Annotated in this window: 21 protein-coding genes and 1 tRNA gene; 12 read left to right on the forward strand and 10 right to left on the reverse strand. The window is 58.3% G+C overall.

Translation table 11 applies throughout. The annotated features are described in order from the left end of the window. Window positions 1-21: 21 nt before the first annotated feature. Together rpoH and E4M07_RS23930 are read right to left on the reverse strand one after the other, a co-directional pair. Complete coding sequence (gene rpoH, locus E4M07_RS23925) at window positions 22-924, reverse strand: RNA polymerase sigma factor RpoH (protein ID WP_136660937.1); 903 nt, start codon at window positions 922-924, stop codon at window positions 22-24. Between the two features lie 212 nt (window positions 925-1136). Continuing rightward, window positions 1137-2165 carry an RluA family pseudouridine synthase gene (locus tag E4M07_RS23930; RefSeq protein WP_136660938.1) on the reverse strand — a complete coding sequence of 343 codons (1029 nt, stop codon included), beginning with the start codon at window positions 2163-2165 and terminating at the stop codon, window positions 1137-1139. Between the two features lie 32 nt (window positions 2166-2197). On the opposite strand from E4M07_RS23930, the gene E4M07_RS23935 reads away from it, so the two are divergent. Both E4M07_RS23935 and E4M07_RS23940 read left to right on the forward strand, forming a co-directional pair. Continuing rightward, window positions 2198-2578: a hypothetical protein gene (locus E4M07_RS23935; protein WP_136660939.1), complete on the forward strand. Its 381-nt coding sequence runs from the start codon at window positions 2198-2200 to the stop codon at window positions 2576-2578. Then, window positions 2575-3402, forward strand: a complete 828-nt coding sequence (locus tag E4M07_RS23940; RefSeq protein ID WP_136660940.1) for an RNA methyltransferase — start codon at window positions 2575-2577, stop codon at window positions 3400-3402. The genes E4M07_RS23935 and E4M07_RS23940 overlap by 4 nt, the downstream gene beginning before the upstream one ends. 23 nt (window positions 3403-3425) lie before the next feature. Here the strand turns inward: E4M07_RS23940 and E4M07_RS23945 are convergent, their stop codons facing one another. Then, window positions 3426-5690 carry a hypothetical protein gene (locus tag E4M07_RS23945; RefSeq protein WP_136660941.1) on the reverse strand — a complete coding sequence of 755 codons (2265 nt, stop codon included), beginning with the start codon at window positions 5688-5690 and terminating at the stop codon, window positions 3426-3428. A 264-nt stretch (window positions 5691-5954) separates the two neighbouring features. Continuing rightward, window positions 5955-6554 (reverse strand): EipA family protein, encoded by a 600-nt coding sequence (locus E4M07_RS23950; RefSeq protein WP_169054369.1) that lies wholly within the window; start codon window positions 6552-6554, stop codon window positions 5955-5957. A 176-nt stretch (window positions 6555-6730) separates the two neighbouring features. Between E4M07_RS23950 and E4M07_RS23955 the strand changes: the two genes are divergently transcribed. Beyond that, window positions 6731-7366 carry a histidine phosphotransferase family protein gene (locus E4M07_RS23955; protein ID WP_136660943.1) on the forward strand — a complete coding sequence of 212 codons (636 nt, stop codon included), beginning with the start codon at window positions 6731-6733 and terminating at the stop codon, window positions 7364-7366. A 187-nt stretch (window positions 7367-7553) separates the two neighbouring features. Next, the gene (locus tag E4M07_RS23960) at window positions 7554-7919 is read left to right on the forward strand and encodes a response regulator (RefSeq protein ID WP_136660944.1); all 366 of its coding nucleotides are present in this window, start codon (window positions 7554-7556) and stop codon (window positions 7917-7919) included. Window positions 7920-8219: 300 nt separating this feature from the next. On the opposite strand, the gene ctrA is transcribed toward E4M07_RS23960, so the two are convergent. After that, window positions 8220-8921, reverse strand: a complete 702-nt coding sequence (gene ctrA, locus E4M07_RS23965) for a cell cycle two-component system response regulator CtrA (RefSeq protein ID WP_136660945.1) — start codon at window positions 8919-8921, stop codon at window positions 8220-8222. A 433-nt stretch (window positions 8922-9354) separates the two neighbouring features. Between ctrA and E4M07_RS23970 the strand changes: the two genes are divergently transcribed. Further along, window positions 9355-9711: a flagellar export protein FliJ gene (locus tag E4M07_RS23970; RefSeq protein WP_136660946.1), complete on the forward strand. Its 357-nt coding sequence runs from the start codon at window positions 9355-9357 to the stop codon at window positions 9709-9711. Between the two features lie 167 nt (window positions 9712-9878). Beyond that, window positions 9879-10370: a paraquat-inducible protein A gene (locus E4M07_RS23975; RefSeq protein ID WP_136660947.1), complete on the forward strand. Its 492-nt coding sequence runs from the start codon at window positions 9879-9881 to the stop codon at window positions 10368-10370. Window positions 10371-10422: 52 nt separating this feature from the next. Here the strand turns inward: E4M07_RS23975 and E4M07_RS23980 are convergent, their stop codons facing one another. Beyond that, window positions 10423-10698, reverse strand: coding sequence for a DUF1153 domain-containing protein (locus tag E4M07_RS23980; RefSeq protein WP_136660948.1), 276 nt, complete (start codon window positions 10696-10698; stop codon window positions 10423-10425). A gap of 224 nt (window positions 10699-10922) precedes the next feature. On the opposite strand from E4M07_RS23980, the gene mnmA reads away from it, so the two are divergent. Continuing rightward, complete coding sequence (gene mnmA, locus E4M07_RS23985) at window positions 10923-12137, forward strand: tRNA 2-thiouridine(34) synthase MnmA (RefSeq protein ID WP_206057379.1); 1215 nt, start codon at window positions 10923-10925, stop codon at window positions 12135-12137. Here the strand turns inward: mnmA and E4M07_RS23990 are convergent, their stop codons facing one another. The 4 genes from E4M07_RS23990 to E4M07_RS24005 form a co-directional block, all read right to left on the reverse strand. After that, entirely contained in the window at window positions 12138-12638 is a 501-nt protein-coding gene (locus tag E4M07_RS23990) for a hypothetical protein (protein WP_136660950.1), read from the reverse strand. Window positions 12639-12671: 33 nt separating this feature from the next. Further along, window positions 12672-13151, reverse strand: coding sequence for a hypothetical protein (locus E4M07_RS23995; RefSeq protein ID WP_136660951.1), 480 nt, complete (start codon window positions 13149-13151; stop codon window positions 12672-12674). Between the two features lie 171 nt (window positions 13152-13322). Beyond that, complete coding sequence (locus E4M07_RS24000; protein WP_136660952.1) at window positions 13323-14462, reverse strand: DegT/DnrJ/EryC1/StrS aminotransferase family protein; 1140 nt, start codon at window positions 14460-14462, stop codon at window positions 13323-13325. 267 nt (window positions 14463-14729) lie between these two features. Beyond that, entirely contained in the window at window positions 14730-15689 is a 960-nt protein-coding gene (locus E4M07_RS24005) for a Gfo/Idh/MocA family oxidoreductase (RefSeq protein WP_136660953.1), read from the reverse strand. Between the two features lie 146 nt (window positions 15690-15835). Here E4M07_RS24005 and E4M07_RS24010 point away from each other — a divergent pair. The 5 genes from E4M07_RS24010 (at window position 15836) to E4M07_RS24035 (ending at window position 21921) form a co-directional block, all read left to right on the forward strand. Further along, a tRNA-Met gene (locus E4M07_RS24010) sits at window positions 15836-15912 on the forward strand. Window positions 15913-16047: 135 nt separating this feature from the next. Then, window positions 16048-17271 carry a site-specific integrase gene (locus E4M07_RS24015; protein ID WP_136660954.1) on the forward strand — a complete coding sequence of 408 codons (1224 nt, stop codon included), beginning with the start codon at window positions 16048-16050 and terminating at the stop codon, window positions 17269-17271. A gap of 1131 nt (window positions 17272-18402) precedes the next feature. After that, window positions 18403-20058, forward strand: coding sequence for a recombinase family protein (locus tag E4M07_RS24025; protein WP_136660956.1), 1656 nt, complete (start codon window positions 18403-18405; stop codon window positions 20056-20058). 378 nt (window positions 20059-20436) lie between these two features. Beyond that, window positions 20437-20664, forward strand: a complete 228-nt coding sequence (locus E4M07_RS24030) for a hypothetical protein (RefSeq protein WP_136660957.1) — start codon at window positions 20437-20439, stop codon at window positions 20662-20664. A 93-nt stretch (window positions 20665-20757) separates the two neighbouring features. Continuing rightward, window positions 20758-21921 carry a DUF87 domain-containing protein gene (locus E4M07_RS24035; RefSeq protein WP_136660958.1) on the forward strand — a complete coding sequence of 388 codons (1164 nt, stop codon included), beginning with the start codon at window positions 20758-20760 and terminating at the stop codon, window positions 21919-21921. The last annotated feature ends 5 nt before the right edge of the window (window positions 21922-21926 follow it).

Consider the following 21926-nt stretch of genomic DNA (forward strand, 5'->3'; position numbering starts at 1 on the left):
CTGCCGGCGGGCGATCGGACCTTATTGTGCGACGGTCTGAAGGCTGCTGGCGCGCTCGTGGGCGGCCTTGCGAACAGCGTTCTGCACCTTCTCGAATGCCCTGACTTCGATCTGCCGGACACGTTCGCGGCTGATGTCGAACTCACCTGACAGCTCTTCAAGCGTGAGGGGCGTTTCCGACAGGCGCCGCGCCTCGAAAATCCGCTTTTCGCGATCGTTGAGGACATTGAGTGCAGAGGCCAGCATGGCGCGCCGGTCTTCCAGCTCGTCCTGCTGGATCAGCATCGTCTCCTGGTCGTCGCTGTCGTCGACCAGCCAGTCCTGCCACTGACCGGATTCGCCCTCTGCCGCCTTGATCGGCGCGTTCAGAGACGCATCGCCCGAAAGGCGGCGGTTCATCGAGACGACCTCGTCCTCGCTGACATTGAGCTTGTTGGCGATTTCCGCGACCTGATCCGGCCGCAGGTCGCCATCGTCAAGCGCCTGGATCTTGCCCTTCAGCTTTCGCAGGTTGAAGAACAGCCGCTTCTGGTTGGCGGTCGTGCCCATTTTCACGAGCGACCAGGACCGCAGGATATATTCCTGTATCGATGCCTTGATCCACCACATCGCGTAGGTGGCCAGCCGGAAGCCGCGCTCCGGGTCGAACTTCTTGACGGCCTGCATCAGGCCGACATTGCCCTCGGAGATGACTTCGCCGATGGGAAGCCCGTAGCCGCGATAACCCATGGCGATTTTCGCCACGAGACGCAGGTGACTGGTGACCAGCTTGTGGGCCGCTTCGGTGTCGTGATGTTCGTGATACCGCTTCGCCAGCATGTATTCCTGCTGCGGCTCGAGCATCGGAAATCGACGTATTTCTTCGAGATAACGGTTGAGACCGCCTTCACCAGCGGTCACCGTCGGTAAGGTGTTTCGGGCCATTACAGCACCCCTCTTTCGCTTTTCGGCTCCCTCTTGGAGGCAAGCCCACCATGCCCCTTGTTGTTCAGGCACATTTGCTTTTGAGATAGTTACGAATGACGACGAGATCAAGTCATTCGGCCGTATATCGACTTATGCCTTTGATTCTAGCGACTATTCGGTCAAATTTTTGCGCCCGGACTGCGACAATTCGGCGCAGCCGGCGAGTTTTCCTAAATCATTGATAATGCTTCAATAACCGATGCCATATCCGCAGGAACGGGTGCCTCGAAACGCAGGGTCCGATTGTCACGCGGATGGGCGAACTGCAGCAGGTAGGCGTGCAAACCCTGTCGGTCGAGCCTGCCGACCGCCGCGGCGGCCGGTTCGGGCAGTTTGTTGACCTTGGTGCGAAAGGCGCCGCCATATTCCGGATCGCCGATCAGCGGATGGCCGATATGCTGCATATGCGCGCGGATCTGATGGGTGCGACCGGTCTCCAGCCTGCATTCGACCAGCGACGCGACCGCATCGGCGCCGCCCGCTTCGCCATAGCGATCGCGCACCTCGTAGTGGGTGATCGCATGGCGACTGTCCGGTCTTTCCGTGCGGTGCACGGACCGTTTCGTGCGGTCGGCGCCGGATCGCCCGAGCGGTGCGTCGATCGTTCCCCTGAGCTGTTCCGGGCGGCCCCAGACCAGCGCCAGATAGGCCCGATTGAGCGGCCCCGAGCGACCATGGTCGGCGAATTGTTCAGCAAGCCGGTTGTGGGCGAAATCGTTCTTCGCAACGACCATGACGCCGCTCGTGTTCTTGTCGAGGCGGTGCACGATTCCCGGACGCTTCACACCGCCGATGCCGGACAGCGACCCGCCGCAGTGGTGCAGCAGGGCATTGACCAGGGTCCCCGAACGGTTTCCGGCGCCGGGATGGACGACCAGGCCGGCCGGTTTGGCGATAACGATGATGTCGTCGTCCTCGAACACGATCTCGAGCGGAATGTCCTCAGGCAGTGGGACGGCGGCTTCCGGCTCCGGCACGGTCAGTTCTATCGTGTCGCCGGGGGCCACCTTGTGGCGGACTTCGCGGACCGCTGTGCCGTTGACCGTCACCGAACCTTCCTTGATCAGCGCCTGGATGCGGTTTCGCGAAAACGTCCCGTCAAGGGCGGCGGCCAGCCATGAATCGAGCCTGCCGGTGGCCGATTCATCGGCTGTCAGCACTTTCCTCTCGCCCGGTGCTTGGGTAAAGGGTTCAGTCATAAAACTGCAATCCGCGCAAAACAGGGGCCGCAATGACCAAGGTGGAACTGGAGCAGGAAGACGAAAAACCGCTCGATCCGGAAATGGAACGCGTGCGGCAGAAGATGGTCCGGCTCCTTGTCGTTTCCATCGGCATCATGATTCTCGGTGTTATGGCCGTCCTCGCCGGCGTTGTCTACAAGGTGATGACACCCGATGCGGAGCCGCAAATCGTTGCGGGTGAAACGTTCACCGTTCCCGACGAGGCCCCGCTGCGGGTGACCGCGTCGCTGCCGGCCGGTTTCAGCGTGGACAAAGTCGCGCTCGATGGGCCGCGGATCCTTTTCTACGGCCGCAAGTCCGACGGTTCGGCGGGCGCGCTCATCCTTGACATCGCCACCGGCCGCCTGGTTGCGGATATCTCGCTGAAATGACCCAGGAGCGCGACCGTTTCGCCCGCATAACCGATGCCGAGGATGAACGGATCGCGGAATTCAGGAACATCCGGGAGCGCGACCTGGTCGGTCGATCCGGCCGCTTCATTGCCGAGGGGACGGTCGTTCTGCGCATGCTGGCGCAGTCGCAGCGGTTCAGCGCCGAAAAGATCCTGGTTCTCGACAGCCGGGTCGGCGGGATTGAGGACACCCTCCAGACGTTCGATGCCGATACGCCCATCATGGTGTGCACACGGCCGGTCATCGACGCCATTGCCGGATTTCCGATGCATCGCGGGGTGCTTGCCATTGGCCGGGCCGAGCCCGCAGCGGGCGTCGAACAGGCGCTCGCCGGTTTGAAGCGGGATGCGCTGGTGCTGGCCTGCAACGGCATTTCCAACCACGACAATATGGGCAGCCTGTTTCGCAATGCGGCCGCGTTCGGTGTCGACCTCGTTTGTCTCGACGCCCGGTGCTGCGATCCGCTCTACCGCAAATCCATTCGTGTCTCGGTCGGCGCCGCACTGACTGTCCCCTATGCGCGGGGCGGAGCCATCGCGGACATCCTCGACGCGCTCGACGGGGCTGAATTCGGGCTTTTGGCGCTCTCGCCGGACGGTGAGCGCGCGATCGGTGACGTCGACGCCGCCAGGCGCACCGCGCTAGTGGTCGGAACGGAAGGTGAGGGGCTACCGAAAGCGCTTCTCGACAGATTCGACACCGCGCGGATACCACAGGCGCCGGGTCTCGACAGTCTTAACGTCGCCACGGCGGCGGGGATCGCGCTGTTTTCGATTGCCACCGCACAGGGGCGCATTCGATAGAAAACAGGCCCGTCGCGGCGCGGCTAGTTTTCCAGTTCCGATTTTGCGCGGCTGGCCAGGCTGACCCGGCCTGACGGCTTGCGGGCGGTGGCGTCGGAAATGATCCTGTGTATCGGCGACGCGTCGCCTTCCCGCTGCCCGGAAAGGCCGACGACAGCAGCGGCGATGGCGGCGATCTCCTCCCGCACTCCAGAATCGGCACTCGGATCGGACGCTTCCTTGATCTTGTCGATCAGTTGGGAGTGGCGCTGGCGCAGGCTTTCAACGCGGCCATTGACGGTGCCGTTGAGTTCGAGCCCTTCACCGTTTTTGGGATGCGGCCCCTCGACAGGCACTGCGGCCCCGTTTCCGCCGGCCTCGGTGCCCTTGTGTAATCGTTTGATTTCCTTGCGCATTTTTTCCAGCTGTTCTTTGAATTGCCGCGAGGTTGCGTGGCTCTCCTTGAGTTCGGTTTTCAGCAGATTGATCTGGTCCACAAGATCCCGGTTGCGTTTTTCGACGTCGTCGCGCGCCCTGTCCTGTTCCTTGCGCTCCGAGACGACCAGTTCCAGCTGGCTTTGGCGCCGGGATACATCGCCGAGCGCTTCCTCGAGCTCCTTGCCGCGGGAGGCGAGCTCCAGTTCCTTGTCCTTCAGGGCCGAGGCGATGCGGGCGGACTGCTGCTGCTCGTGATCGAGCTGCCGCTCCAGGTCGCCGGACAGCGCCGTCACCGATTTGAATTCCTTTTGAAGATCGCGCGCATCCGATTTCAGCTCGCTGATCTTCTCGCGCGCCTGCCGTTCCAGGGTCTTGCTCTTTTCCAGGGCGGTTTTGGTGTTTTCGACGCGCCCTTCCAGCGCATCGATGTGCCGCTGCGCCTTGCGCAGTTCCTGGACGCTGATGCGGTTCGCTTCGCTGGCCTCGCGCAGCTGCTGCACCTGCTGCTCGATGTGCTCGTTCGCCTCCGCCACCTGCCGGGTTCTGTCCTTCAGCAGCGACTGAGCCGTGGAAAGCTCGATACGCGTTTCCTTGTGGTCATCCTTCTCCGCATGCAGGTCGCTGTGCAGGGAATCGGATTTTTCGTTGGCGCCGGCCAGGTCGGCCGCCAGGCGCGACTGCTCCTTGTTGAGCGCGTCGATCTGCTTGCCGAAATCGCGTGCCTGTTCCTTCATGGCGTCAGCGGCCCGAACCAGCTGGGAGTCGCGGTCCGCCACCTCCGACTGGGAAGCCGCGAGTTCGATGCGGGTTGCCTCGTGGTCCTTTTGCAGGGACTCCGACCTTTCATTGGCGCCGGCTAGGTCGGCCGCCAGGCGGGACTGCTCCTTGTTGAGCGCGTCGATCTGCTTGCCGAAGTCGCGTGCCTGCTCCCTCATGGCATCATCGGCCTGGACAAGCTGGGAGTCGCGGTCCGCCACAACAGACTGTGAAGCCGCGAGTTCGATGCGGGTCGCCTCGTGCTCCTGCTGTTCGTGCTGCAGGACCTTCTCCTGCTCGTTGGCCGCGTCGGCGGCAACGGTAAGCTGACCCTCCAACGTGCGGATTTCGGCGTCGAGCTGCTGCTTCTGCAGTTCAAGCAGTTCGAACGTCTCCTGCAGTTGTGCCTCGCGGTCGGAGAGCGAGGTCTGCACCGCGGCGAGATCTATGCGGGCCTGGTTGTGGCTTTCCTGCTCCTGCTGCAGTTTCTGTTCAAGCGTCTGGGCGGCATCGGCTATGGCCTGGATGTCGTTCAGCAACTGATCGCGCTCAATACTGACCTGATCAATCTGCGAGCGCAGGTTCACCGTTTCGGTGTGGCTGGCCGCCAGGTCGATGCGCATGCTCTCCACTTCCGTTGAAATGGTGATCAGATCATTGTGCAGGCGCGCAATCTCCGAATTGTCCATTTTCTTGATGCGCTCGAACTCGCGCACCGTCCCGGACAGCGTGTCGATGAGCTGCTCTTTCTTGCGCGCATCAGATCGCATCTCGCCGGCATCGTGGAGAAGGTCCTCGATCCGCTGATCGGCCAGTTGTTTGTCGCCGGCCAGCGCCGCGAGGTCGCTTTGCAGCTTGTCGGAACGCACATTGTTCAGGGCGACCTCGTCCTGCGCGGATCGCAACTGGGTTGAAAGCTTGGCGGATTCGCTTGCGAAACCGGCCCGCATCTGGTCGGCCTTGCCCTTTATTTCGGCAAGGCTCAAGGGCACGGTGGCCTCGATCCGCTTTTCGGTGAGCTTGACGACCCTTCCATAGATTGTCGGCGTTATCAGCATTGCCAATATCGCCGCCGCAAGGAACCCCAATGCGAATATGAGAAGAAACTCAATCACCCGATACGTCCACGGATTTCGTTATCCCTACCACTAGCAGGTAATACCGATGGGTCTGAATTTCGACCCCCGCGAAATCAGGCGGCCTGCGCCGTGTCGCGGGACAAAGATCCGTACCTTCGGTATTACCCCCTAAATTTCACTGAGCATGGTAGCAGAAAAGGGTAAAGATTGCGCGACGCAAGGCACAACCCCGGCCGAATCCGTCGGGGTGTGCCATATCTACAATTGTCCGGAATATGACGCGGTCAGGAATCTGCGCGCCTAAAACGGATTCCAGGTGGGACGGGGCGTCAGCTTGAGATAGCCGATATTGATGCCGATCCGGGCGCCGATGCCGGTGCGGATCGGGACGATGACCACATGGCCGCCCTGGAGCACGGTCATGCCGACCCCGGCCACCGCATAGGCCTGTCCGCTGACACCGGCGAAGCGGCCGTAGATGTCCTCGATGCTCTGCAACTCGTAGACCAGCATCATCACGCGGCTGCCCTGGCCGCCATAGTCGAACCCGAGGGACGGCCCCTGCCAGAAGACCGGGTGCTCGCCGGCGTTCTTGGTATAGAGCTGGCCTTCGCCATAGGTCAGGCCGCCGACGATTGCGCCGGAGCCTTCTTCGCCGAGAACATAGCCGTTCGGCAGGCCGTATTGCTCGAACGAACGCTCCACGACCCGTGCCAGGCCATCGGTCGCCTGGCCGAAATAATTGTGTCCCTCGTCGACGATTTCCTGCATCGTATAGGGCTCGGAACCGACCGGCTGGGCGTGCTGCGCAAGGGCTGGCGAATGTGCAGCCGCGAACACCAGGGCGGCCGCCGCAAGCTGACTGACGACGACGGCAATTGCACCAAATGTGCGCTTCATCCTATATCTCCATTCCGGTATTAACTCGGCGCTCATATTGCGTGCGTATCATCGCGTGAGGACGTTAACAGTCGGTTTACCAACTGTGGTGTCTTTGTGGCGTTTCGTGCATATAGGGAGCCACGACTGACAGAGTGCAGGCATGTGGCCGGGGCTGGCCATAGAAGGAGCAGAATATGTCTTCAAATCCCAATCTGACGCTTTCAGGATCAGACCTGGCGGCGCTCCTTTGCAGCCGGGTATGCCACGACATCATTTCCCCGGTGGGCGCCATCAACAACGGTCTGGAACTGCTTGACGAAGGTGGGGCAGACGAGGACGCGATGGACCTGATCCGGACCAGCGCGCACAATGCTTCGGTGCGGCTGAAATTCGCGCGCCTGGCGTTCGGCGCTTCCGGCTCCGTGGGCGCTTCGATCGATACCGGCGAGGCGGAAAAGGCGGTCATGGATTTCGCCAGCGCCGACAACAAGACCGAGATCACCTGGCAGGGCAGCCGGGCCATCGTCGCCAAGAACAAGGTGAAGCTGCTGCTGAACCTGTTCCTGGTCGCCTACGGGTCGATTCCGCGCGGCGGCGCCATTTCAATCATCCTCGAAGACCTCGAGACGGCTCCAAAATTCACCCTCAAGGCGAGTGGCAAGATGGTACGCGTGCCGCCCAAGTTCCTGGAAATCCACAGCGGTGAAAGCAGCGAGCCGATCGATGCGCATTCCATCCAGCCCTACTACACGGTGCTTCTTGCCGAGGCCGCCGGAATGACGATCAATTCAACGGCCGGCGCCGATGAGGTCGTCTTTATCGCCGCATGACGGATGGGCGTCCGACCCCGGCGTGTCCGGGGCATTAAGCGTAAATTAATCCTCTCTGGTAACCAATTCTTACTCTCTGACAACTAGAGTCAGTGCCATGACGGGGCGACATTGGTCTGCCCTTCGCGGGTGCAAGCGGCTGTTAGGCGGCGATGTGCCCGGGGGTCTGTATTGGGGAGATATGACGATGCAACGGCTGATTTTGGTCGATAAATCGGTGATTATTCGCAAGGTGGCGAAGCGTATCCTTTCGGACCTTGGGTTCCTGGTTTCGGAAGCGGACGACGCGCAGACGGCGCTTTCGATCTGCAAGGGTCGCGTGCCAGCGGTCATGATCGTTGATGCCTGCCTGCCCGGCGCCACGGACCTTATTGAAGAGGTTCGGGAGCTTCCCGGCGGCGACAAGGTGAAAATCTACTACTGCCTCATCGAGGGCAAGCTCAAGCACATGATGCAGGGCAAGCGCGCTGGCGCGGATGATTTTCTGCTCAAGCCGTTCGACCGGGAAATCCTTACGAAAGTCTTCTCCGACCAGTCGAAGACCGCCGCCTGAGCGGCGGTATCGCCTGGCTGAAGAGCAGCGGGTCCGGCCGACGGCCGGAGATCGCGAATGCCGTTCGCCCAGCGGGCCTGTAAACCTTTCAGTCTGATTCTTTTCATCCGTCGGGGCACCGCCGAAAGCGCGCTCGCCCGTTGTTTTACAGTAGCCTCGCCATGTGATCCGGCGCGCACGCGGGGCCGGCGTTAATGCCGTGTTTACCGGCCGGATTAAGCAAAACCGCACAGGAAAAACCCGCCGGAAGCGTTGCTTCGGCGGGTTAGATGATGCTTTGAGTGGAGCGCCGACTAAGGCTCAGGCGCTTTCGAGAATCTCGCTGTCTTCCGGTTCGCGCAGCACATAACCGCGCCCCCACACCGTTTCGATGTAGTTGCGCCCCCCGGCCGCAGTTGCCAGCTTCTTGCGCAACTTGCAGATGAATACGTCGATGATCTTCAGTTCCGGTTCGTCCATTCCGCCGTACAGATGGTTGAGGAACATTTCCTTGGTCAGGGTCGTGCCCTTGCGCAGGGAAAGCAGCTCCAGCATCTGGTATTCCTTGCCGGTCAGATGCACGCGCTGGCCGCTGACCTCGACGGTCTTGGCATCGAGATTGACCAGCAGGTCGCCGGTGGTGATCACCGACTGGGCGTGCCCCTTGGAACGGCGGACGATGGCGTGAATGCGGGCGATCAGCTCGTCCTTGTGGAACGGTTTGGTCATATAATCGTCGGCGCCGAAGCCGAGACCCCTGACCTTGTCTTCAATGCCGGCCATGCCGGACAGGATCAGTATCGGTGTTTTGACCTTGGAAAGGCGAAGGGTCCGCAGCACTTCGTAGCCCGACATGTCGGGAAGGTTCAGATCCAGCAGGATGATGTCGTAGTCATATAATTTGCCGAGATCCACGCCTTCTTCACCGAGGTCGGTGGTATACACATTGAAACTTTCCGACTTGAGCATCAGCTCGATGCTCTGCGCCGTCGCGCTGTCGTCCTCGATCAATAATACCCGCATGAATTTCCCCTTTTCCGCCGCAGAAGGCCGCAACGGCCTATGCCACTCTGCGGATCGAGTCGTTGCCTGCCGAAAACCTGCCATCAAATGGTTAACAAATTCTAATTCAGTATGGCAACCCTTAATTGTCGCGTCAGTTGAACTCCACAACTACTTGATTCTTAATGGTAATTGAAAAACCAAATGTTAATCAATCACATTAAGAAATGCTTATAACCGACTCGGTAGACTCACGAAAGAAATCTTCTTGTAGCGGTCTTTCATTTACCCGGTTTTAAGCGATTGGCCCTATGATTAACGATGTCCGTAAACGAAAGGTTACCAAATCGGCCAATTAGGTTGATTCCCAGGCTTTTTGGGCGTGCGGATCGGGTGCCGGAGGGGCGGATGAATAACTGGTATGCCGGTATCTCGCGTCACGGGAGTATTGCGTATGAAATCGAGTGAGAGCCTTGTTCGCCTGAAGGAGTTTCAGGTCAACGACAAACGCCGACAGCTGAACCAGATTCAGCTGATGATGTCCGAGTTCGAGCGGATGGCCGCTGAGCTCGAGTATCAGATCGCTGCCGAGGAGAAAAAGGCGGGGATTTCGGATCCGACTCATTTCGCCTATCCGACCTTTGCCAAGGCGGCGCGGCAACGCGCCGACAATCTGCAGGGCTCCATCCGCGAATTGCGGGTGCAGCAGGATGCGGCGGAACTCGCGGTCGAGGAGGCCGAGGCCGAGCTTGAAAAGGCGGCCGCACTGGAAAGCCGCGACACCAATACACGCAGTTCCAAGGCGGGCTGACCGGCCCGCCGCATCATGACATTGCCGCTTGTTCGGTGAACGCATCCGCTATGGGGTGTCTGTGACCGCCGGGATGCGCTACCGGACCCCGGCCTGGCGCCGTCGGTTGCGCGTGCACCGCGATTCGCCCATATTGCGATCAACACCATCGCGGCCGAGGTTGGTCATTGCCCTATCAGTTGTTGCTGCCACCCCTGCTCTTTGCCGGACCGTTCTTCCTGGGGCTCGGCCTGACCCTGCCATTGGTGCGGTTCGAGAAGCTCTATTTCTTCGAGGAAACGCCGTCGCTGATCGGAATCGTCGTCACCTTGTGGCGTGACGGCAGCATCCTCCTCGCACTGCTCGTCGCGTTGTTTTCAGCAGCATTCCCCATCGCCAAGGTGCTGACCGTTTTCTACGAGGCAGCGGTGCGCGGCAACGGCGAGGCGGTGCGGCCAGGATTGCTGAGCAGTTTCATCCCGCTGCTTTCCAAATGGTCGATGATGGATGTGCTGCTGGTGGCGCTGGTCATCGTCGCGGCGAAAACCAGCGGTGTCGCCGATGCGTTCACCCAACCGGGCCTGTGGTTCTATGCGGCATCCGCCGTGGCCGTGACGGCGGCGCACTGGATGCTGCAGATGCGGGCAGCCGTGACGCCGGGCGGCAGTCGAGGCGATTGAGTTTTCGGGGAGTGATCGGTATGGGACCGGCCCGTGGGTGGCCGGCCGCGCTTTAGTGGCGGTATTGTTGAATGCGTGTCGTACGAAGGCCTGCCAGACCATGCGCGTCAATCGAGGCCTGCCAGGAGAGGAATTCCTCAACGGTCAGCGTATAGCGCTCGCAAGCCTCTTCGAGGCTGAGCAATCCGCCCCTGACAGCCGCAACCACTTCCGCCTTGCGGCGGATGACCCAGCGACGCGTGGTGCTGGGCGGCAGGTCGGCGATTGTCAGCGGACTGCCGTCCGGGCCAATCACGTACTTTATTCTCGGTCGAACCATTTCGGTCATTGGACTCTCTGTACACACTCAAAGACCTAACTGCGCACACAATACCGATTGAGGTTTAAAGATTGTCTAAACAAACCGCCGCAACTTTATGCAACGTTGATCGCGGGTTATTTGAACGGCGACGGTCACGCCCGCGTGCCGGCGAATAATTCGGAACTTGCCGCGGTCCGGGCAATTGCATATATCAGTGCCGGAAGCTTGATTGGCGCCTTTAACGCCTTTGAATGCGGAACAAGACCTTGAACACACTTGATATCGACAAGAAGCCTGAAGACACCCGGGTTGTCGTCGCCATGTCGGGCGGCGTCGATTCCTCCGTCGTCGCGGGCCTGCTGAAGCGCCAGGGCTACGATGTCGTCGGCGTGACGCTGCAGCTCTATGACCACGGCGCCGCGGTGCACCGGGCCGGATCGTGCTGCGCGGGCCAGGACATCGACGACGCGCGCCGGGTGTCCGAAACGCTCGGCATCCCCCACTATGTGCTCGACTACGAACAGCGGTTCCGCGAGGCGGTCATCAACCCGTTCGCGGAAAGCTATGTGGCCGGCGAGACGCCGATCCCGTGCGTCGCATGCAACCAGACCGTCAAGTTCGCCGATCTTTTGAAGACGGCGCGGGAACTCGGCGCCGACGCGCTGGCGACCGGCCACTATATCCGCTCGCGGGCCAACGGGGCGCACCGGTCGCTTTACCGTCCGATCGACGGCGACAAGGACCAGAGCTATTTCCTGTTCGCCACGACTCAGGAGCAGATCGACTATCTGCGCTTTCCCCTCGGCAATATGTCGAAGGCGGAAACCCGGGCACTGGCGGGCAGCATGGGGTTGAACGTGGCCGACAAGGCCGAGAGCCAGGACATCTGTTTCGTGCCGCAGGGCAAGTACAGCGATGTCATCACCAAGCTTCGGCCGGAAGCGGCCCGGTCAGGTTCCATCGTGCATATTGACGGGCGCGTGCTCGGCCGGCACGACGGCATCATGCACTACACGATCGGCCAGCGCCGCGGCATCGGCGTCGCGGTCGGCGAGCCGCTCTACGTCGTCCATCTGGATGCGCCGACGGCCCGCGTCGTTGTCGGCCCGCGCTCGGCGCTCGAAACGCACCGTCTCTTCCTGCGCGACATCAACTGGCTCGGCGACGGGCCGGTCTCCGACCTGCCGGCCGGTGGTTTCGCGTGCTTTGCCAAGGTGCGCTCGACGCGCCCGCCGCGGCCGGCAACGGCCTGGTTCCGGGACGACACGCTTATGGTCGAACTGGCGGACGGCGAGGCGGGGATCGCGCCGGGCCAGGCCTGCGTGCTCTATTCGAGCGACGGCGACGATGCGCGGGTCTTTGGCGGCGGGTTCATCGAACGGACCGAACGCACCGACAAGGCAGAGCGGCAGTTGCAGTCGCTGCTTTCACAGGACATGCCAGCAACCGCCGCCCACCCGGGCTGATCAGGCCGGTCCGGCGCTTTCAGGGCCTGCGCTCACGCGCTGGCCGGTGAAGCTGGTTGCGAATGAGTGCACCGGATCGGTGGTCGGGGCGAGCGGGTTCTCGCCCTTCTCGAATGTCTGGCCCGAATAGGAGCCTTCGACGCTCCGGTACGCGCCGTCCTTCAGGTCGGAAAACGTCAGCTCATAGGTGGTGCGGGTGATGCCGTCGCCACCGCCGGTTTCCTTGACGTCGAAATTGAACGAGATCAGCTCGGCCTTCGCCGTGCCGGTGCCCGTCTTGGTCCAGGCGCCGAGGCTGGCGGTGAAGCCGATCAGCGCTTCCTGGTCGCTGACCTGGGAGACGCTGCCGCCCGGCGAGAACGACAGCACCCGCTGGTGGGCATTGTCCTGGAGCAGGATGTAGGATCCCTCCATGGCGCCGGTTCCCTCATTCGCCTGGGCGCTGCCGGCGAAGATCAGGGCTGTGGCCACGGTCGTGGTCAATAGTGCGGTCCGGATCATGGGGACCTCCTTTGCAATGGTGGATGTATCGGCCTATTCGGCGACGATGCGGGTGCCTTCGAAGTTCGTTCCGAAGCTCCTGACCGGCGCTTCCGAAGGCTTCAGCGGATCCTGGCCTGTTGCGAAGGCTTCGCCCGAGAACGTGCCGGAGACGTACTGGTAACTGCCGTCCACCGGGTTCGAGAATGTCAGGTCGAAGACGATCATCGAGGGGCCGTGCCCGGAATCCACCGGGTCCGGTTGATTGAAGTCGACAATGCTGGCCGTGACACTGCCGGGACCGGTCTTGGTCCAGGAACCGAGGCCGGACGTGTAGCCGACCGCGTTCTGCTGGTCGCTGATCTGGCTGACGGTGCCGCCGCTTTCGAAGGTCAGCACCCTTTGGTGCTCGTCGCTCTGGCGCAGCAGATAGGCGCCATCGATCGTGCTTGAGTCGCTTTCGACCGCCAGGGCAGCGGTCGGGATCGCCAGTGCGGCGACCAAAGCTGTTGCGAGTACGGGAAGTTTCGTCACTACCGTTTCCTCCGTATGGGTGTGTTCGCCCCCACCGGTTCGGCCGGTTTCATGACAGGATGTGGTGACCGATTATGGCCGGTTTTAGATTCGTGGATATAGACTTTAGGATCATGAACGAAAAAGGCCGGCACAGGAGCCGGCCTCTTTCATTCCGGAATTGGAAGTGCGCTACTCGGCGGCGACGGCCTGGCGGGCGGAGACGAATTCGACGATCGTCTCGATGATGCGGTCCTGGTCGGCGCGCTGCAGATAGGGATGCATCGGCAGGCACAGGATCGAGTTCGGCAACTGCTCGGTCACCGTCATTTCGCCCGGGCCCTTCGGATAATGCGCATAGGCCGGCTGCTGGTGCAGCGGCTTGACGTAGTAAACAACCGAGGGAATGCCGTTGTCGCCCAGATGCGCCTTGAGGGCATCGCGGTCGACGGTCTCGATGGCGAACTGCGCCCAGGCCGAGACCATGCCGTCCGGCGTTTGGGGAACGCGCACATGTTCCTTCAGATTGTCGCGATAGTAGTCGGCGATCGTCTGGCGCGCGGCCAGTTCCTCGTCGAAAATGGCAAGCTTTTCCAAAAGCACCGCGGCCTGGATCGTGTCGAGCCGCGAGTTGAGGCCGATATGAATGTTGTCGTACTGGCTCTCGCCCTTGCCGTGGAAGGCATAGGAGCGGAGCTTTTCCATCATCGCGTCGTCATTGGTGAACATGGCGCCGCCGTCGCCGTAACAGCCGAGCGGCTTGGCCGGATAGAAGCTGGTCGCGGCTACGTGGCCGAACGACCCGCAGCGTCCCTGCGGTGTTGAACCGCCAATGCTCTGGGCTGCGTCGGAGAGCACGTAGAGACCGTGCTTCTCGCAGATCGACGTGATTGCCGGGTAGTCGGCAGGGGTGCCGAAAAGGTCGACGGGGATCACCGCCTTCGGTACGAGTTTGCCTTCGGCCTTGACCGCCTCGATCGCCTCCTCGAGGCGCGCCGTGTCGATATTGTAGGTCTCGCGTGCAATCTCGACGAAGACCGGCGTCGCGCCGGTGAGTGCCACCACCTCAGCGGTTGCCGCGAAGGTGAAGGACGGAACGAAAACCGCGTCTCCCGGACCGATCTCCCACGCCATCAGCGGAACCAGCAGCGCATCGGTTCCGTTGGCGCAACCGATGGCGTGCGTGACGCCAAGATAGTCGGCGATCTTCGCCTCGAATTCCGAAACCTCCGGGCCGAGAATGTAACGGCCTTCGCTCAGGACCTTCGAGACGGCCTGCTCTATGCGCCCGCCAATGCGCGCCCGTTGCGCGGCAAGATCGATAAACTGCATGTTGTACTTTGTCCCCCTGCGGAAAACACTGATGGCCGCCCGTGGTATTGTCAATATTCAGCCAGCAATCAGCGAGATGTCAGCAGTTATCCGGGCCCCAACACGCCGGATAACTGCAACCCCGCCAACAATAACGCTGAATCCCTTCAAATCTAGCTAATACGCTGTCATTGCACATATTTCTACCCCGCCGTCTTCACACAAACCTGCAGATTGTAACCGCAGGTGATCGGCATTTTAGCCATTTTTTGCGGCCGAAAGGCCGCGTCAGACGTGGGTAACGGTGCCGGCCGAAAGGATGCGGATGACCGCGAGACCCTCCTCGGCGGGGGTTCTTGCCGGCGCACCGGTGCGGATGCAGTCGATGAAATGCTGGATTTCCCGGGTCAGCGGCAGACCGTCGGCAATCGCGACATAGCGCGCGTCGGCGGTCTCGTACTCGAGGCCTGCGTCACTTTTCCACACCTTGTGGTCATAGACGGCGAGCTTCTGATCCCAGGGGGCGACATCGTCGAACACCGCCATGGCCTTGTCGCCGACGACGGTCAGCCGCCGTTCGCGATAGGGGTTGAGGCGCGCGGCGAAAACGTGGCTGCGAATACCGCTCGGGAAGGCAAGATGCAGGTGGGCGAAGTCGCTCAGGTGGTTGAGCACGGCGGAGCCTTCGCCGCGGATGTCGCTGGGCTCCTCGCCGGTGAGCGCGATGATCAGCGACAGATCGTGCGGTGCGATGTCCCACAGCGCGTCGTTCTCGGCGTGGAACTTGCCGAGGCCGACCCGGTGTGAATGGATGTACTGGATGGTGCCGAGCGCGCCGTCGGCGACCATTTCGGCGAGCGCCTCGAAGGCAGGATGGAAACGCAGCACATGGCCGGTCATGACCGTCACGCCCGCGGCGATGCCGGCATCAACCACTTTCTGTGCGTCATCGACATTGAGGGCGATGGGCTTTTCGACCAGCACATGCTTGCCGGCGGCGATGGCCCTGAGGGCGAAATCGGCGTGGAACTGCGGGGGCAGGGCGAGCACGACGGCGTCGATTTCCTTGTCCCGAAGGATCTGTTCGATGTCCCGGGCCGGGACGTCGAATGCCTCGGCGAGCGCCCCGGCGCGGGCGATGTCAGCGTCGGCGACGGCAGCGAGGGCCCCGAGTTCGCTCAGGGTCCTGACGTGGTTCCTGCCCCAGTAGCCGCAGCCGATGACGGCGATGGCCGGATTGGTCTTCATTGCTTTGTTCTTAGCTGTTTTGGTTGTTGTCGCGACGCCATATCGGCAGCGGGCCGGGCACGCAAGGGGCAGGCGGCCTTTTGTGCAAGCTTTTGCTTGACACCGGCAAGCGCGCGCCATTATATCGCGCCGTTCCTTACCGGTATGGCGGGGTAGCTCAGGTGGTTAGAGCAGCGGAATCATAATCCGCGTGTCGGGGGTTCGAGTCCCTCTCCCGCTACCAAAAACCTAATAAAATCAATCGTTTATGAGATCGCTTGTTATCGGCAAGCGCCTGAATTACTGTTGCACAAGGCTTGCACAAAGCTTTCACAACAGTTGCACATACGTGCACTCTGATCTGAACTTCAGGGTAACGATGGTCGAAAAACATACGATCGAAAACGGCAAGGTTCACATTTATAAGCGGCTGGGAAGCCCTATTTGGCAGTGCTCAACTTACTTAGCCGGCAAAAATCGTCGGGTCAGTACCAAGCAAGATGACCTGCAAGAAGCAAAGGGATTTGCTAAGGGCTGGTACGAAGATTTGCTCAGCAAGCAAGAGAAGGGGGAGGTTGTAAAAGAAAAGACCTTTACCGAGGCAGCTAAGCAATTTGAGCGCGAATACGAAATTATGACCGAGGGCGAGCGTAACGCCAAATATGTGGCTGACCACATGGCACGCCTAAGAAACCATCTCGTTCCGTACTTTGGCGCCAAGGGACTTTCAGAGATCAAGCCAGGATTGGTACAGAAATACCGAATGTTTCGGCTGCAAAGCCCACCAAAAGCAGACCCCAACCGAAGATTCAAAAAGCCCTCCCGCACTACCATGTTGCATGAAATGGTAACTCTGCGACAAGTGCTTAAGACTGCCGTCCGACACGGCTGGCTGGAGATGGTACCCGATCTCTCGATGCCCTATCGGAAATCCGCAAAGGTCAGTCACCGGGCCTGGTTTTCTCCCGAGGAATACGAAACGCTCTACACGGCGACCCGGGAAAATATCAAACGGTTCGCGGAAACGATTCAACAGAACGAGTTGGACAAAAAACAATACCTCCACAATCTGAATCCCAAGCGCAATAAGCATCAAGAGATGTTTGCTGCCCAGCTTCACGATTTGGTGCTGTTTTTAGCTAATACGGGCCTGAGACCCGATGAAGCCAAATGCCTACAGTTTCGCGATGTGACGATTGTTCAACGCAAAGGAAAAAAGTCCATCTTGGAAATTGAAGTTAGAGGTAAGCGCGGGGTTGGATATTGTAAGAGTACGCTAGGGGCGGTTGAACCATTTCGCCGCCTGCAAGAACGGCATTTGGAACGAAATAACCCCCAGCCAACCGATCTTGTTTTTCCCCATGATCACAAGCGGCAGTTCAATCAGATCCTTGGCAATCTGGGCTTGAAGAAAGATCGTGACGGCAATACTCGAACTCTATACAGCCTCCGTCACACCTACATAAGCATGAGATTGATGAATGGAGCTGACATCTATCAACTAGCTAAAAACTGTCGTACTTCAGTGGAGATGATTGAGAAGCATTATGCATCCCACCTGAAGAATCGTATCGATGAAGATCGAATCAACGTTTATAGATAGGAATAAATCCGGATTGAACCGCCAGGGCCAAAGCCTCGAAATATACCAACTTGCTAGGTTCGGGCTCCCAGACATTAGGCTTCTTAGGTATCCAGGGTTTTAACTGCGGAAAATGCTGAACTAGAGCTGCTGCTTCAGCATATTTGTTTGCATGGTATTGCTGTCGATTAACCTCGGTCACCTTTGTGGGTGATTTTCGCGCCTGGACGCCAATAGTTTGTATTACCGCCCTGGTTCCAGCAGATTTTCGGGTAGCGGTTCTATGATCCTCCAACACGATTGCATGCGGGGAGAACTGACCGATCCAACAGTGGATGGTGCGTCTGGCACAACAAGGATTTTGTCTGGCTCTTTGCGATAGCCGCCAGTATCTTGGTTCTTTGCCCACCAACAAGACGTAGCCGACGCGACTCGACCGTACAGCCACTGACAGTACGACGATGTCGCTAGCCTTCATGGTGTTCGTACGAGTCAAGTAAGTGATTGGCCAGCTGTTTCAGAGTATTGTGTCGCGTTTTCTTGTCCAGCCAGTGATGCGGCGCATCGGGCACGGTAGACAACCTTTCCCTCAGCTCAATCTCGCCATGCTTGAATATGTCAGCAAACAAAATATCCAATGGCTCACTGTAAATCGTCGATAGCTGGCACAGCTCCTTTATCGGCGGTATGCGTGTACCGTTCTCCAACCGAGACATCATTGGCTGGCTGATATTAAGCAGGTGGGCACAATCTAGTTGCGTCAATCCAACCCTTCTTCTTGCAAACCTCAAGCATAACGTATGATTGTCGTACATGTTGTTTTGTTATTTATTTTATAAATACTTAATATTTAGGTAAATTGACATCGAAAAATGTCAAATTCCTAATAGAGCTTAGTAATACCACGAACTCGGCCTGGGGTTTGATATTCCTTGCGTCGTAGGGGTTTCCACCCCTACGACCACCCAGTCCAAGTTCGATACTTACCTAAGCTCTGACGCCCAGTTTATGAATTTGCATAAAGTGCAGTAGACCCTCCGACATGTTGGCCGGAATGTTGTATACACTATACAAATCTCGTTTCTTTCACTATATTAGGTTTGTTTTATATTTTTGTTATGATGTTTCGTTGAAAGTCTAATCCCTTGATATATGAAATGCTTTATTTACTGCCGAAAATCCCTTGAGGCGGAAGATCGGCAAACCATGTCCCTTGGCTCACAGGCCGAGGAAATCGAGCGGCTGATCGGCAATGACCAGGCGTTGACTGTCGTCGATCGTTACGAGGAGGCCTGCAGCGCCAAACAGCCGGGTCGGCCGCTGTTTAACGAGATGTTGGATAGAATTGAAGCCGGTGAAGCCGAGTGTATTGTTGCCTGGCATCCGGATCGCCTGGCCAGAAATGCAGTCGATGGTGGCCGGCTCATTCACCTTCTGGATCGCGGGAAGCTGTCCCACCTGCAGTTTTGCTCCTATCAGTTCGAGAACAGTCCCCAGGGCAAGTTCATGCTCAATATCATCTTTGGCTACTCCAAATATTACGTCGACAACCTGTCCGAGAACGTGAGGCGGGGGCTGCGTACCAAGATCCGCAGCGGTTGGCACGCAAATCAAGCACCCACCGGCTATCGCAACTGCAAAGAGACCAGGACAGTAGTGCCTGATGGCGAGCAATTTGCCATGGTGCAGGAGATATTCAGCCTGCTATTGTCTGGTTGCTACAGTGTTTCCCAGGTTCATGGAATAGTTCGTTCCCGAAACAAGGTGTGTCCGGCGCCTTCGAGCGTATACAATATTCTGCGTAATCCTTTTTACGCTGGCTATATAAGATCAAGGGGCCAGCTCTACCCCGGCGCCCATACGCCTGCTGTGTCCAAAGCTGACTTTGAGAAGGCGCAAGCCATCTTGAGTCAAGCAAGGAAAACCAGACCAAGACGGCTGCGTTTTGACTATAGCAGTGTGTTCAGTTGCAGTGCTTGCGGGTTTGGCGTTTCTGCTGAGCGGAAAATAAAACCGAGCGGGCGAGAATACACCTATTACCACTGTACCCAAAGAGGCCGCGGCTGTGCCGAGCCCTCTATTGAAGGCCGGGAGTTGGAGCGGCAGATTGTGGCATTTCTAGGCGAAATTGAGTTGCCGCCTCAGCCCTCCGCTGCATTCCAAAGGGAGATAGAAATAGCCAGGACTGAATTGGTCGCGGTAAGGGCCAAGGCTAGGCAGGCTCAAACACAAACAGCTACTGACCTGAAACGACAGATTTCCAATCTGACCGATATGAGGTTGCAAGAATTGATACCGGCCGATGAGTTCACACGCAAACGCCAGCAGTTGGAACGGCAGGTAAATGCTACGGCTGAGAAGATCAAGGAGGTTGACGGGGAGATCGCGATGTTCGAACCCCTTACGGTGCTTCATATCCTGCTCAGCAAAGCCAGATCATGGCTGACTTCCGTGGTCATTGAGGAAAAAAGGGTCTTGTTGCTACTGTTATGTTCGAACCCGACCATCAGAGACAGAAAAGCTATATTATCAGCGCGCAATCCCCTGTCGGAATTGATTTTTTTGCATGGGTTTACAAGACACCTCACAGACGTGAAGAATGGTGGAACTAATCCGATAGATGTAAAGGTTGTCCGAACAGAGTTCCAAACTCGCCTCCAAGACTTCCTTGCCGATCCCGAGACCCGCGAACTTGCCAAAGACGCCCGCCGGTTCATTGAGAGGGTGGAGCCGGCGTTGTTAGCTGGAAATGATAACAACGCACTTCTCCCCCAGGAAACAGAGAGATCAAAACCCGGAGCCGGCTAAAAACGTCGCTTTTACGACAATCCGCTGACCTGGGATGTTTGCACGATTTAAGTCAGTCGGATGACTTACTTTGCTGCTTGTTCGATTGGATTGCCGGCAAACTGCATGTTGATACCAGTCTTCGCAAAAATGGCAGCGGCAATCGGTTGACAATGCTGCCTTTTGTTTTCTTATGAAAAAGGGCGATCGACACCTGAGTTAGAGAAATCGACCGCCCACAGATCAGGAGACACTGAGTCGCCTGTTTTGTCATGGTTCCCTAAGGAACAACTAGAAGTATAACCGCCTGGGTAACCACAGACAATAAAAAGGCCGTGGATAATTGCCTCGGTCATGGGCGGATTGGTTGCTGTCTCCGACTATGGTTGGAGAGTTCCAATGGGTATTCTGCGTAAACACGCCATTCCTTTTGCCGGCAATGCAAAGATCATGTCAGTGCTGCAATGCAATGTAGTGGGCAAGAGGATGCACGGAACCAGCCTTGGCGCCCATGATCTCAAGGCCCAAAGGCGTCACCTTCAAAAGCAGATCAGGAAACTTTGCCGGGAGGTGGCTGACTTGCGTGTTGAGAATGCCAGGTTAAGGGTCGAGGCTGGCAAACAGTAACATATTGGTATTGGAAGTCTGTTTACCGGACTTGCAGCCGCATGTGTCCACTACTAGCTGGCCGAGTGCCGGCTTATTATCATTGTCCGTGCTATGAGCAATCCCGACAGCACGGCGATCATGGGAAAGACCAGCGGGCGGCACCCACAGCGGTTGTTTGGCATACGCAACCAGGACCGGCTCCAGAGCATCGCTATTTACGGTCAGACTGGTACAGGCAAGTCCAGTTTGATGTCCTGTCTGATGAAGAACGATCTGAAAAACGGAACGGCCTTTTGCCTTATAGACCCCCATGGTGATCTGGCTCTTTCGGTTGCCAATTCTCTGTCACGAAACCAAATTTTCTGGAATGCCGGCGATCCGAACTGCAAGTATGGCTATAATCCGCTCACTCGCGTGTCAGAGCAATACCGCCCCTTGGTGGCCTCCGGTCTCATTGATACGCTGAAAAGCCAATGGTCTGATGCCTGGGGCCCGCGTATGGAGCATATATTGCGATACGCGCTCCTTGCATTACTCGCCCAGCCGCAATCCAGTTTGCAAGACATCATTCCACTGTGTCTGAACAAGAATTTCCGCAGGATTGTCCTCAACAATGTCACCGATAGCCAGGTTCGGTTTTTCTGGCGAACCGAATATCCAGCCATGAATCATCAAAACAACACAGAGGGTGTGGCATCGATTGCCAACAAGCTCGGTGCATTCCTGGGAAATCCCATAATCAGAAAAGCGGTTTGCGATCCGGAAAAGCCGTTGCGCTTTAGACAGCTGATGGATGAGGGCACGGTGCTGGTGGTCAACCTGGCCAAGGGTGTGTTGGGGGCTGATGTTTCCAACATCCTTGGTGGTTTGATCGTCTCCGGCTTCAATCATGCGGCCTACAGTCGCGGTGAAATGGCAGAAGACAAGAGACGGGCCTATTTCCTGTATGTCGATGAGTTTCACTCGTTCACAACGAAAGCCTTTGCGGACATGCTCTGCGAGCTGCGTAAATACAAAATGGCAATAATTTGCTCCGCACAAACGACGACACAGACTGAGGTTAAACAAATTCAGGACGCCATATTCGGTAATGTTGGGACACTTGTCTCGTTCAGGGTTGGCGCCAAGGATGCGACCATATTATCCAGGCAGTTCGGTGCAGACTTTCCCCAACCGGCCGACCTCATAAACCTGCCCAACTACGAAATGTATATAAAGCTGATGATTGATGGCGCACAAAGCCGGCCGTTTTCCGCTATGACGATCTTACATTGACCGGC

Source organism: Nitratireductor sp. XY-223 (assembly GCF_004959855.1).
GTDB lineage: Bacteria > Pseudomonadota > Alphaproteobacteria > Rhizobiales > Rhizobiaceae > Hoeflea_A.